General features: G+C 36.9%; 12 protein-coding genes. 11 read left to right on the top strand and 1 reads right to left on the bottom strand.

All coding sequences use genetic code 11. The features are described 5' to 3' along the window. Positions 1 to 448: 448 nt before the first annotated feature. From LT143_RS08580 to LT143_RS08540, 9 genes are all read left to right on the top strand, one after another. On the top strand, positions 449 to 1420 hold the full coding sequence (locus tag LT143_RS08580) for an ABC transporter ATP-binding protein (RefSeq protein ID WP_246942287.1): 972 nt from the start codon (positions 449 to 451) through the stop codon (positions 1418 to 1420). A 21-nt stretch (positions 1421 to 1441) separates the two neighbouring features. Continuing rightward, positions 1442 to 2437 (top strand): ABC transporter ATP-binding protein, encoded by a 996-nt coding sequence (locus tag LT143_RS08575; protein ID WP_246942498.1) that lies wholly within the window; start codon positions 1442 to 1444, stop codon positions 2435 to 2437. Between the two features lie 102 nt (positions 2438 to 2539). Continuing rightward, positions 2540 to 4312 carry a peptide-binding protein gene (locus tag LT143_RS08570; protein WP_418909817.1) on the top strand — a complete coding sequence of 591 codons (1773 nt, stop codon included), beginning with the start codon at positions 2540 to 2542 and terminating at the stop codon, positions 4310 to 4312. A 201-nt stretch (positions 4313 to 4513) separates the two neighbouring features. Then, a complete protein-coding gene (locus LT143_RS08565; protein WP_246942285.1) occupies positions 4514 to 5479 on the top strand; it encodes an ABC transporter permease in 966 nt (321 codons plus the stop codon). A 9-nt stretch (positions 5480 to 5488) separates the two neighbouring features. Continuing rightward, positions 5489 to 6397 (top strand): oligopeptide ABC transporter permease, encoded by a 909-nt coding sequence (gene opp4C / locus LT143_RS08560; RefSeq protein WP_246942283.1) that lies wholly within the window; start codon positions 5489 to 5491, stop codon positions 6395 to 6397. 196 nt (positions 6398 to 6593) lie between these two features. After that, complete coding sequence (locus LT143_RS08555) at positions 6594 to 7172, top strand: histidine phosphatase family protein (protein WP_246942281.1); 579 nt, start codon at positions 6594 to 6596, stop codon at positions 7170 to 7172. A 504-nt stretch (positions 7173 to 7676) separates the two neighbouring features. Continuing rightward, on the top strand, positions 7677 to 8228 hold the full coding sequence (sigX, locus tag LT143_RS08550) for an RNA polymerase sigma factor SigX (RefSeq protein ID WP_246942279.1): 552 nt from the start codon (positions 7677 to 7679) through the stop codon (positions 8226 to 8228). Beyond that, on the top strand, positions 8203 to 9396 hold the full coding sequence (locus LT143_RS08545; protein WP_246942277.1) for a GerMN domain-containing protein: 1194 nt from the start codon (positions 8203 to 8205) through the stop codon (positions 9394 to 9396). Before sigX ends, LT143_RS08545 begins: the two co-directional genes overlap by 26 nt. 232 nt (positions 9397 to 9628) lie before the next feature. Beyond that, the gene (locus LT143_RS08540) at positions 9629 to 10531 is read left to right on the top strand and encodes a peptidoglycan DD-metalloendopeptidase family protein (RefSeq protein WP_246942275.1); all 903 of its coding nucleotides are present in this window, start codon (positions 9629 to 9631) and stop codon (positions 10529 to 10531) included. 238 nt (positions 10532 to 10769) lie between these two features. On the opposite strand, the gene LT143_RS08535 is transcribed toward LT143_RS08540, so the two are convergent. After that, a complete protein-coding gene (locus tag LT143_RS08535; protein WP_149217864.1) occupies positions 10770 to 11018 on the bottom strand; it encodes a ferredoxin in 249 nt (82 codons plus the stop codon). A gap of 291 nt (positions 11019 to 11309) precedes the next feature. On the opposite strand from LT143_RS08535, the gene LT143_RS08530 reads away from it, so the two are divergent. Both LT143_RS08530 and LT143_RS08525 read left to right on the top strand, forming a co-directional pair. Further along, a complete protein-coding gene (locus LT143_RS08530; protein ID WP_246942273.1) occupies positions 11310 to 12365 on the top strand; it encodes a YpbB family protein in 1056 nt (351 codons plus the stop codon). Beyond that, complete coding sequence (locus tag LT143_RS08525; RefSeq protein ID WP_246942271.1) at positions 12352 to 13857, top strand: RecQ family ATP-dependent DNA helicase; 1506 nt, start codon at positions 12352 to 12354, stop codon at positions 13855 to 13857. Before LT143_RS08530 ends, LT143_RS08525 begins: the two co-directional genes overlap by 14 nt. Positions 13858 to 13866 lie beyond the last annotated feature (9 nt).

Raw genomic sequence — 13866 nt, 5'->3', positions numbered from 1 at the left:
AAAATGAGTTCGCATAGGAAAAAGATAATGATGATTCTATCTTTGACGATTAGTGCAGTAGCATCAGCAATTAAAATTCCGTTTCTGGACCTTCTACTTGTGTGTTAATCAGCTATGATTAAAATTATTCTCTTCTATCCTTATGGAAACAGCCCCATATTTAATCAAACTTCACAAAAAATTACAATAATTACTGATATGAAAAATTATCACTAAGATAACTTTATTTTCTTTATAAATCCATATTAGTAGGCTTGAGGAGTGATTCCTCAGGCTTTTTTTATGCTTTGGAATATAAACATTTCTATAAGCGAAATATCGTAATATACATATATTTTCGTATTATTCATTATTTTCTAAAAAGATGTACATATTTGTTTTGGGTTTGTCATAAATTGTTCACAGGCTTAAACATTTGTAATCAAATTGTAAGATTGAGGGTGATTAAATGTCGCAACCTGAGTTATTACACGTAAAAGGATTAAGAACATATTTTTATTTAGATAGCAAAAAAGTAGCTAAGGCTGTAGATGGAGTAGATTTTACGATTAAACCTGGGGAAACTGTAGCACTTGTTGGAGAATCAGGTAGTGGGAAGAGTATCACTTCTCTATCCATTATGAAACTTGTTAGTAAGCCAGGGAAAATTAAAGAAGGATCTATCTTGTTCGGTGATAAAGACCTGTTAAACATGTCTGAAAAACAAATGGCAAGAATTAGAGGAAATGATATTGCTATGATATTTCAGGAGCCTATGACAGCATTAAACCCTGTTTTCACCATTGGGGAACAAATTGTTGAAACGATTGTTAAGCATAAAAAAATACATAAAAAGCTAGCTTACGAGAAGGCAATTGAACTATTGAAGATTGTTGGTTTTCCAAGAGCAGAAGAAACAATGAAGGAGTATCCACATCAGTTATCAGGAGGCATGCGACAAAGAGCCATGATAGCAATTGCGATCTCCTGTGATCCTAAGTTGCTGATTGCGGACGAGCCCACAACTGCATTAGATGTAACCATTCAGGCCCAAATTTTAGATTTATTAAATGAAATGAAGCGAAAATTTAATATGGCTATTTTACTTATCACACATGATTTAGGTGTGGTGGCCGAATATGCAGATCAAGTATTCGTTATGTATGGGGGACAAATTGTAGAGAAGACAAGTGTAGAAGAGCTGTTTGAGAATCCTAAGCATCCTTACACAACTGGACTACTAGAAAGCTTACCGGACATAGATAAAGATGTTACTAGACTTGGTGCGATAAAAGGATCGGTGCCACCTTCGTACAGCTTTCCTGAGGGTTGCCGGTTTTACGATCGATGTCCACATGCAATGGATACATGTAAAGAACAAAACCCAGAGCTTATTGAACATGAAACAGACCATTTCGTAAGGTGTTACCTATATGACTAAGGGGGGGTACTAGTGACAGTAATTGAAAAGGGAAAGGATTCAGCACAGAACCAAGATTTCATTCTAGAAGCTCATAACATAAAAAAATACTTCCCAATAAAAGGTGGTATTTTAAGGCACACAATTGGTCACGTCAAGGCAGTAGATGATGTGTCATTACAAGTTATAAGAGGGGAAACTCTAGGGATTGTTGGAGAGTCTGGGTCTGGAAAGTCAACTTTAGGAAGAGTGTTATTACGTCTATTAGAACCTACAGAAGGAACGATCTTCTTTGAGGATGATGATATCTCAAAGCTTGGCAATCGTAAGCTCCGTCCGTATAGACGTGATATGCAGATTGTTTTTCAGGATCCTTTTGCATCCTTAAACTCAAAAATGAGTGTTGCTGAGTTAATAGAGGAACCACTTGTTGTTCAAACAAAGATGAGTAAATCTGAACGGAATGATAAAGCCATTCATTTACTTGAAAAAGTCGGATTACGTGCAGAAGACCGACTAAAATATCCTCACGAATTTTCGGGTGGTCAACGTCAACGTATCTCAATTGCTAGGGCTCTTGCTTTGCAACCTAAATTTGTCATATGTGATGAACCTGTATCAGCCTTGGATGTGTCCATTCAAGCACAAGTATTAAACTTAATGTGTGACCTACAGGATGAATTTGACTTAACCTATTTATTTATATCCCACGATTTAAGTGTTGTTAAACATATTAGTGATCGAGTAGCCGTCATGTATTTAGGAAGAATTGCTGAATTAGCTCCTAAACAAGCTCTATACGACACCCCACTACATCCATATACAAATGCACTTCTATCTGCGATACCGACAACCAACCGAAAACAAAGACGAGAAAAAATTATTCTGAGTGGGGATCTACCGAGTCCTTCCAACCCACCATCTGGCTGTGCATTTCGAACGAGATGTCCAAAAGCTCATGAAAAATGTTCGATCGAACGACCTGAGCTTCTTGAAGTAAATAATGGGCATTTTGTGGCATGTCACTTATATAACTAAAGGGAAGAAGGTCGCTTTTAAGGGGGTGGTTGTGTAAAGGAAAGGGTGTACTTCTGGCGTTGTCACAAAAAGCTATCTAAATAAAATTGAGAGGTGAAGAGTTTGAAGAAAAAGAATTGGTTTCATGTAATCATTTTTGGTATTTTGTTTTCCATGCTAGTTGCTTGTTCAGGTGGAAATGGTGAAACAACAAGTGAAGAAAAGGATCCAAAAGACGATGATCAAACACCAACTGAGGAAGTATCTGGTGGTACGATCATTGGCGCCATGGATACGGCACCGACTGGGGTCTTTAATCCAATATTCTATACAGAAGCCTATGAAGCTAACATTCTATCTTTTACACATGAAGCACTCGTTACACAAGATAATGAATTAAACTTTGTTCCAAATTTAGCTTCTAAATGGGAGTTCAATGATGATCAAACAGAAGCTACGTTTACGTTAGAGCAAGGTGTAAAGTGGCATGATGGTGAAGAGTTTACAGCAGATGATGTTGTCTTCACTTATAAAACAATGGCAAGTCCAGGATATGTTGAAGCTGGTGGAGTTCGTACTGATTTTGTAGTTAGATTACTAGGTTACGAGGATTTCTCTACAGGAAAAACAACTGACTTCCAAGGTGTTGTAAAAGTTGATGATTATACGGTTAAGTTTAACTTTACACAACCTAACGTAACAGCGTTAAAGGATGCTAGTTTCTCAATCATCCCAGAACACGTCTTCAAGGACATTCCGGTTGCAGAAATTCCTGAAGCGGGTGCTACTTTAAATCCTGGTGAAGTAATTGGTACTGGTCCATTTAAGTACGCAGAAGCTATTGAAGGAGAGCAATATGTGTTAGAAAAGAATGCTGACTATTGGCAAGGTGAACCGAAGCTGGATAGTGTTGTTTGGAGGGTTGTGGATCAAGCCGTAATTTTAGGACTTCTTGAAAACGGAGAGATTGATTTTGTAGCCGATCCAAATGGATTCCAAGCGGCAGATTTTGAAACAGTGAGTGCGATGGAACATATTTCAATTATCGAACAGCCAGATTTCGGCTATCAGTTAATGGGGATGAACATTAACCACCGTACAAAAGAAGATGCTGAGGCAGGAACGATTAATCCTGAAAACTTCGTACCAAATAAAAAGCTTTCAGATAAGAGAGTCCGCCATGCAATCGCTTATGCTGTTGATCGTCAAGGTTTAATTGACGGATTACTTTATGGACGTGGAGAGGTAATTAATGCACCAATCGCGACACAATTCTGGGCATATGATGGAGAAAATCCAAACCAATATCCATTTGATCCGGATAAGTCTAATGAGTTATTGGATGAAGCAGGATACAAAGATGTAAATGGAGATGGCTTTAGAGAAGATCCAGATGGGAACGAATGGGTGTTAACGTTAAATTATCCAATCGGTAACCAAATCCGTGAGCGTTCTGCTCCAATCATTCAAGAATATCTTCAAGCTGTTGGAATCAAGATTGACCTTCGTCAACCTATGGAATTTGCAGCCTATGCAGAAGCATTAGATAAGAATAATCAAGATTGGGATCTATACTTACTTGGTTGGAGTCTAGGAAGTGCTGATCCAGATCCTAGTGGATTATGGTCATCAAAAGCTGGTTATAACTTTGGGCGCTGGTACAATCCAGAAGCAGATCAGTTATTACTAGATGCACTTTCACCACCAGATGCATTTGATCAAGCATATCGAACAAAGGTTTATAGCGATTGGCAAGTAATGTACCAAGACGATCTACCTGCTTTAATCCTTTATGCACAAAACAGCTTATGGGCCTATAATAACCGAATTCAAGGTATTGATGTAAGACCATATTCATTTATCAACGATTCACACATATGGTCGGTAACAGAGTAAGAGATTTCATACATGGATAGAGCGAGCGGTCTAGCGCCGCTGCTCTTTTTCTTAGGCTCTTTTCTAAAGGTATGTTGTGTTAAAGTCGCATAGTATCTTTAGAAAAGAGCAACATTCTAAATCTTAGCTAGAAAATTTAACGTGGCATCAATCGTGAAAACAGCCTATTCTAATTAGTTTTAGCGAATGGAGGGGAAACCAATGTACAAATATATTATCAGGAGAATTCTTATATTCATTCCAATGCTTATTGCCCTTACCATGATTGTATTTTCACTTGTACTTGCAGCACCTGGTGACCCGATATCAGGAAAGTTTTTAGATCCTAATATTGATCCAGCAGTATTCGAACAACAAAAAGAAGCGCTTGGCTTAAATGATCCCATTCCTGTTCAATACGGAAGATGGTTATCATCTGTCGTACAAGGGGATTTCGGAAAATCTTATGTATATAAAGGTAGAACCGTTACTGAGTTAATAGGTGACCGCTTACAAAACACTTTATATCTTGGTTTATTCTCCCTTTTTATAACGATAGTCATTTCTATTCCTATTGGAATATACTCCGCTAGAAAACCGTATTCTGTGTTAGATTACGGAGCAACGACCTTCGGCTTTCTTGGACTTGCTATTCCAAACTTCTTCTTTGGATTAGTGGCTATTTATATATTTTCAATCCATCTTGGCTGGCTACCTTCACAAGGTTCAGTGTCAAAACCGGGATTAGAAGGTATAGAACTAATCTATAGCAAGCTTAAACACTTAATCTTACCTGGAATTACACTTGGTTTAGCGGGGACAGCCGCATATATGCGTTATATAAGATCAGAGGTACTCGATGTTTTGGCTAGTGACTATATTCGAACTGCTAAAGCAAAAGGAATGACAGAGAGAACGGTCCTTTATAAACATACACTTAGAAATGCATTAATCCCGATTATTACACTATTAGGATTTGAAATTGGTGTACTTTTAAGTGGAGCTGTTATTACAGAGGGAGTATTCCAATATCCGGGGATTGGGACATTATTCTTAAATTCAATTGGTAATAGAGATTATCCTGTCATATTGGCCATTAATTTATTGCTAGGTATTTGTATACTTGTTGGTAACCTACTAGCAGACATTTTTTACAGTATTGTCGATCCGCGAATCCGTTATGATTGAGGTGATATGATGCAAACTAATTTACAAGAATCGGTCAATACCAACATGACGAAAGAAAAAGCTGGGACTAGTCCCTTTAAGCTTGCTTTTAGAAGGTTTATGAAGAATAAGCTAGCAGTAATTGGAGTTTTTGTTTTAACCTTTATTGTCTTGTCTGTTATTTTTGCTCCTTTGATTACAGATCAGGACCCAACAAAGTCCAATCTAACCTTAATTGAACGTCCTCCAAGTGAAGAACATCCGCTTGGTAACGATAGTTCTGGAAGAGATAATTTGTCTAGATTACTATATGGCGGCAGAATCTCGCTTATAGTAGGTTTTAGCTCAATGATTTTTACTTTAATTATTGGGGTGACACTTGGATCCATAGCAGGTTATTATGGAGGGAAAATTGATAGTATCATCATGCGGGCAGCAGATATGATGCTCGTCCTACCATTTCTTGTTCTAGTTTTAACGATTGTGGCTTTATTGGAAAAAGTAACGATAGGAATTTTTGTCTTTATTATTGCTTTAACAACGTGGCCTAATTTAACGAGGATTATACGAGGGACCTATTTGTCCTTGCGTGAACAAGAGTTTGTTCTTGGTGCAAAAGCAATTGGAGCAAGCGACATAAGAATAATCTTCAAACATTTTATACCGAATGCGATTGGACCCATTGTCGTAAACGCAACACTAATGATGGCAACCTTAATCATTATTGAATCAGGTCTAAGTTTCATTGGTTTTGGTATTCCTCAACCAACTCCAACTTGGGGAAATATGATCTCTGAAGCACAAAGCTTACGAATACTCAGAAACAGTCCGGAAGCCTGGGTGCCACCAGGGTTAGCCATTCTTATAACAGTACTGTGTATAAACTTTATCGGTGATGGCTTACGTGATGCTTTTGATCCAAAAAGTAATCGAAGATAAGATATACAAAAATAATAAGGTAAATAATCATTATATTGTCGCTCAGAGTTGTATAATACTCTGGGCATTTTACTATTAAAAATTTTTAAGATTTTTAGTATACTAGGATAAAAGATATAACAAGTGCTTGAAGTATTACTTCTATTAGACTAAAACTTTTAAAACGATGCAGCATACAATATGAGGAGGAACTAGGTTGACAACAATCTATATAATTAGGCACGGAGAAACCGATTGGAATGCAGCAGGTAGACTTCAGGGCAGAGTGGATATCCCTTTAAATAATCGAGGCATAGGACAAGCTAAAGAATGTAGGGATTATTTAACTCAATTTGATTGGGATGTTGTCATCTCAAGCCCTTTAAAGCGTGCAAGGCAGACGGCAGAAATCATTAATGAAGCATTACAACTTCCATTAGTATTAATGGAAGAATTTCAAGAGAAATTTTTTGGCGATGCAGAAGGCATGACATCAGAAGAAAGAAAAGTTATATTCCCAAATCGTAGCTACACGAATCAAGAAAATAGCACGGATTTTCATAACAGACTTCTAGCAGGTCTTACAAGAATAAATGAAAAATTTGCAGGCAAAAGAGTCGTACTTGTCGCACATGGAGCTGTCATTCATGAGTTATTCGATCTATTATCTGAAGAAGCATTGGAGTTACATACTCCATTGTTAAACGCATGTATGAATCATATCCAGTACGAGCAAGACAAGTGGGTTATAAAGGATTTCAACATAATTTCACATCTTTCAGAGTTTGCGAAATAAGGTGGTTAGAAACCCTGTTGCTTTTCAAGCTACTATTCCTCTCTATTTAATGAAGTAACCATTGTTAGAAAAAAGCAAAATTCAAACATGTTCCTGAGCTGCTTGGTAGGCGGCTCTTTTTTAATGGCTCTTTTCTAAAACTTTGTTGTTTTACAAGCTAATTTTTCTAAAACCCACCCTATTTTGTACGCAAAATCAAAGTGATAATTGTTAGAAAAGAGCAACTCTCTCTATTTAAATCACTGGACGTTGTACTAACGAGTAAAAATCCGGCAATTGGGATTTTTACGAAAGCAACAATCTTTACGAAAACAGCCTTTCTAATACTTAGACTACATTACCTGAAGTAAGCTTATTATAAACCCTTTTATTAGTACCTGAGGGAAAAATAATATAGATAGTCCGGAATCTAAGATGCTACAATAATAGTAGAAAAGAATTTACTGGAAACTGTAACTTTTTATCATTTACATACGACTATATCATTAACGGGGAGGGTAAGGCATGAACACCGTGTTCCAAGAGCTTTATGATAAATACCATCAGGATTTATTTCAGTTCCTATTTTACATGGTAAGAAATCGGGAACAAGCTGAGGATTTGGTACAAGAGGTTTATATTAAAGTGTTAAAAGCATACGAACGATTTGAAGGAAAGAGTAGCGAGAAAACTTGGCTATTTTCAATTGCTAGACACGTAGCCATTGACCATTTCCGAAAGCAAAAGGGCTGGAAGCAGCGACTGCTTGAGACTTTTGATTGGAACACGCAACAAGTGAAAGACCATCAACCCTTACCTGAAGAGATTGCCTTACAAAATGATGAAATAAAATTAATGTATCAATGCTTAGATCAAGTAACAGTGGACCAGCGAGCAGTGATTATTTTGCGATTCATGCAATCATTATCAATCACAGAAACAGCTGAGGCTCTTGATTGGACAGAGAGTAAAGTAAAAACCACTCAGCACCGTGCACTTAAAACGTTAAAGGGAATTATGGAAGAATCAATGGGAAAGGAGGGGAGTACAGTTGAAAAAATCAGAGTGGAGCGATAAGCAGCTAGAGGAATTTCTTCAGCATATGCCTCATATAAAGGACCGGCAAAGTTCAGATGAATTATACCGCAAAATAAACGCACGTATGCAGGAAGAACAAGTTCGGAAGAAAACGGTCAAAACATGGGTCCTTCCAAGTATAGCCGCGGTTGCAGCCGTACTCCTAATTATGGTGATTGGTCCTTCCTTCCTCCAATATTCTGGTGGCTCTTCAGAAGAGAGTGCAAGTGTTGAAGAAGCAAATGAAGAGATGACAATGATAAAAGAAGGCGAGTCAGAATCCACTTCAATCGTAGGGGAGAACAGTGCTGCAAGTATGGATAAAAGTATGGAAATAACTGTTGCTTCTCCAGTGTTAAATCAAATTTTAACAAGTGCAGATGACAATTATGTGACGATTGGTGTTGTTGATGAACAGTACATGAGTGTTGTTCCAATCACATTTGTTTTGAATGACGCAGCAACATCAAGACTAGAATTAGTAGAGCAAGCTCTTGATCAACTTCCTTATGAAAACTTTGGTTTAGGTGTGACACCTCTAAGTAATCTCGACTTTGAAGAAGTTGGAGATAATAAAGTTGAAGTGATTTTTCCAGAAGGATTTGTAAGTAAAGGATTTGAGGATACTGCTTATTTTGAAGGTATTATTGAAACGTTAAGATGGATGGGTTATACCGAAGCAATATTGAAAATGAAAGACGGTACTCAGGTAGAGCTTGGAAAATATGGTCCGCGTGATACAATTAGTTTATCAATGTCGACACTAAAGGGCTATTTTGCATCTACTAGTGGGAATGGAGCAACATATCTTGTACCTTCCAATGCAACATATAGTAGCTTTGGAGAAGCTCTTGAAGGAATGAAAGGAAACGAAAACCATTTACAACCTACCATACCATCAAATATTACTATAGAAACATCCGAAATTGATAACGACAGTTTGCTGGTTACTTTTTCTCCAGAAAGCAGCATTAACCAGGAGGATTCTTCTCATATCTTAATGATAAAAGCGATCCTTTTGACAGCAAAAGAATTTGGCTATCAGGATGTAACATTTGAAAATACACCTGAACGAATGGATGGGATTGAATTACAAGTAAAGAATCAGCCAAATCCAGTCCAAGTACCACTTGCACCTAATTATATTAACTTTAATCTAACCAAATAGAGGCTAACTGCCTCTATTTTTTTGGTCTATTTTTAAACTTGTCCTCATAAATCTATAACGTTGATGGAAAACTTTACAGGGTGTGAGTAATTTTTCTGGAAAAAGGAAAAAGTAACCACTTAGGAGTATTCATAAATTCCAACCTGAAGAAATAGTTAAACCAAACTGCTAAACATCACCCCAGTGTGAGAGTAAATGAGAAAAAGCAGAAGTCTAGAGGAGGACAAGTTGTATGTTGGATTTATCAAGGCGTTTATTAATTGTATTAATTATGGGATTTTGTATTGCCTGCATGTTTCTCAGTGTAAAGACCGTGAGAGCAGCTGCTACGGAAATTGAATCCCCTATAATATTAGCAGAGACCATTGAGTGGGTGTGGCCAACCTACGGAGAATTGACGGATCATTTTGGGACAAGAGGTGGGAATCATCATGGGATTGATATCGCCGCCCCAACTGGGACAGATACTTTTGCTGTAGAGGATGGAGTTGTTTCCAAATCTTATTATTCATCATCTTATGGCCATGTGATTTTTTTAAAGCATCCAACAGGGTTTGAAACGGTATATGCACATTTAAGTGAGAGATTTGTAGAAGAAGGCGAAGAAGTAAAAAAAGGTACAGTCATCGGTAAGGTCGGTAATACGGGTAGATCAAGAGGTGCTCATTTACATTTTGAAGTACATATGGGAGATTGGAACGTTGAAAAAACTAATTCCATTAATCCTCTTCACGCTCTAGATGTATCGGTATTAATCGATGGTGAAGTGAAACAAGCTATGGCAGAAAAGAAACATGAGGAAAAAGTGGCGTTATTAGAAAACGTTTTACAGAATGAACAGGTTGCTGATTGGAATATAACAGAAAAAGAAGCAGAGAAGTTACTGTCAACTTCTGTCATCGTATCTTCTAAGGACTATCATACAGAAGAATTATCGGACGAATTGGAAAAAAATAAAACAGAACCAAGCTCTATTCAGAAAGCGGAGCCACTTGTTGTTGAAGTTGTGAAAGGGATGACACTTTGGAGCATAGCTGAGAAATATGATGTTTCTGTTTCTTCCATTAAGGAATGGAACCAGTTATCATCTGACATAATCCTGATTGGCCAAGAGCTGTCAATACAACAAGAGTAATACATTACCTTATTTTTATAGCGCTTTTATAATTGATACAAGTCGTCTCTATGGCATAAGGCCTTTCGTATTAACTCCGCGAAAGGCTTTTTCACCCGTGCATAAAATGAACTTCAATCATATTGAACTAAGTGACACTTTTCATAGTAGGGAACAGTATTTTTCCTAATTATAAAAAACATAAAAAAAACCTCTGTCAAACAGAGGTTTTTTAAATGTAACTAGAGAATATCTAGTACTATTCGAATTTTAATGCATCTCCGTCAAATGGCTCATCTGCAACTTTAATGGAGTCTGTAGGACAGCCTTCAAATGCATCCATCATATCTTCTACTAATACATCTGGAATTTCAACGATTCCTGCATTGTCATCTAGTGTTACGAATGCAATTCCCTCATCGTCATAATCATAGATGTCTGGTGCTGCTGCACCACATGCTCCACATGCGATACAAGTTTCTTTGTCAACGATTGTATACTTTGCCATTAGAAAAAACCTCCTGAATAAAATTACACATAATTAGTTTATGCTAGAATAGCGCTTTTTGGTGAAACCACTCATCGTTACATTAGTACAGTAACTTTGTAAAGTGGAAACGAATTCCTTCATACATATTGTAAAACTGTTTGGCCAACTTTTCAACAAGAAACTCATTGAGAATGCTTATCACATAAGGTTTTCACCTATATTAATACCCTTTCCAAGAAAATATAAACTAACCCACTTTCCTTAAAAATTTGATAAAATATAAGGAAGAATAAGAAAAGGAATCTGCCGATGAAGTATCTATATTTCATAATCTTATACGGACTAGAAAAAATTAATGGAGAACGGTCTATTTTTTCAATCTATCACTTGTATAAAGGAAAACGTTCATCTCAGACTATTCAAGACGCAAAGCTATTCCAACTTGAATTATTATTTGGTGTTATACCCGGACTTAAAAGAGACGTTCTTGAGGCTGCGATAAAAGAACTTTCAAACACTGCAATGATTGCTCAAAACGAAAAGGAATCTTTTATTGTTACAAACAAAGGAAAAGAATACCTCCAGACATTCTCTCTCCCACAAGGTTTAAGCGGTTGGAGGTTTTCAGGGGATACAAAAGTATTTTGGGAACGTCTTTCTTTAACCATACAATGCTTGTCTTATCTTATTCATCATGAACCCCGGTTTATTCCCATAAACCGTGATCAAAATATCCTTCAGTGGGTCAAATTATTTCTGAGAAGACAAGCTGTTTCTAGGGAACAAGTAGCGAGTCATCTTTACGATGAATTGTACTCAATTTTATTTAAGCTTGATGAGAAACAATCAATGATCTTTGTCTATAAATTAACAGGTATTAATCGAGTAGGATCTACCAACGACCAAATCGCAAATATGCTTGAAATGGACGTTGTACAGGTGTCGATATACTTCCAGTCGGTATTGCATGAATTATTACATCAAGTTGAGAAGTTTCCAACAGATTTTCCATTGCTCGCACAACTTGCAACAACCATAACAAACAAAACTGTTCCATTAACTCAGTCAACCACAAAGACATTAGAGTTACTAATGATTGGTAAGAGTGTAGAGGAAATAGCATCAATTCGATTACTAAAAAAAAATACAATAGAAGATCATATTGTAGAAATTGCGTTAATGAACCCTTCATTTGATATTTCTCCGTTTCTAGATGAGGAAAAGTATGTAACTATTTTAGAGTGTATTCAAACGGTGAAATCAAACCAATTGAAACTAATTAAACAACACTTACCTGTAGAAGCTAGTTATTTTGAAATCCGCTTGGCTTTAGCCAAAATAGGAGGTGCGCATGGAACTACGTAACATTTTACATGAACGGTTTGGATATACCTCTTTTAGAAAAGGGCAGCAAGAAATCATAGAAGATGTAATAGCTGGCAGAAATGTGGTAGCCATGCTACCAACTGGGGCGGGTAAATCCATTTGTTATTTACTACCTGGATATATTCTTGACGGGGCCGTTATCATTGTATCTCCTTTACTATCCTTAATGGAGGACCAGGTTCATCAGCTACAAATGATTGGTGAAAAAAGGTCTGTGGCCATAAACAGTTTTTTATCATTCGAAGAAAAGAAAAGAGTGGTAGAAGATCTAGCGAAATATAAATATATCTTTGTGTCACCAGAAATGTTACAGAATTCGTATTTCATGAACAAGTTACGAAGACTTCATGTTTCATTATTTGTTATAGATGAAGCTCACTGCATCTCACAATGGGGACATGAATTTAGAACAGATTATCTAAAATTAAGTAGTGTGATGAAGGAATTAGGTTCTCCAACGTGTTTGGCACTAACTGCAACTGCCACAAAACAGGTATTAAAGGATATCGTTGGTTTTTTAAAGCTTAAAGATGTTCATTATCACCTACATTCCATAGATCGGCCCAATATTTCGATTAATGTTGAAAAAGTTGCTACAATTGACGATAAAAAAAGAAAGCTCATTGAATGGGTACAACGTCTTCAGGGACCAGGCATGATTTATTTTTCTAGCCGCTGGTGGGCTGAACATATCTCTTCATTGTTAGTAGAGGCAGGGATTAAGGGTGTTGCTTACTATCACGGGGGGATGGATGCTGAACAACGAATGTTGATTCAACAACAGTTTCTATCAGATCAACTCCAAATTATCTGTTGTACAAATGCTTTTGGTATGGGGGTCAATAAACCGAATGTGCGGTATGTTATTCATTTTCACTATCCCACAACCATCGAAGCATACCTTCAAGAAATTGGACGAGCAGGAAGAGATGGATTACCTAGTATCGGGATTTTGCTTCATTCACCAAGTGATCAGGAACTGCCGGAAGCATTAATACAGCAAGAGTTTCCATCAAAAGATGAACTAGAACATATTGTCGCCACAATCAAAAACAATGTTCCTCTACATCAGCTTATAAAAGAAGATGAATTACTTGCATTCTCGACTATAAATGAAACAGGTTGGCGTTTTATTAAATATCAACTTGAAATCGGTGGGTGGTTAATAGAAGGTCGCCTAGTAAAAGATATACTGCCTGAAGAGTTTCTACGACATATAAAGACCTTAATTGAAAAGCGCCTAGTCTATAAGCATCAAAAACTTCAAGAAATGAGCCAATGGATGCATACATCTACTACTTGTAGAAGACAAGGATACCTATCAATCTTTGATGAAAAATTAACAAAGCCTGTTCCCCAATGCTGTGACCTATGCAAAGTGGACTATCAGTTGTATGAAAACAAAGGTGAAACAAGTGAGATAAAGGTAAAGGATTGGCAACAAGAGTTAAAATTGATACTAATAAAGTGAGTGTTTACC

The sequence above is a fragment of the Bacillus pinisoli genome, from assembly GCF_023036475.1.
In the GTDB taxonomy this organism is placed as follows: Bacteria; Bacillota; Bacilli; order Bacillales; family SA4; genus Bacillus_BS; species Bacillus_BS pinisoli.
The sequence above is the reverse complement of the archived record's forward strand: the minus strand, read 5'-3'. Positions and strand labels throughout refer to the sequence as shown.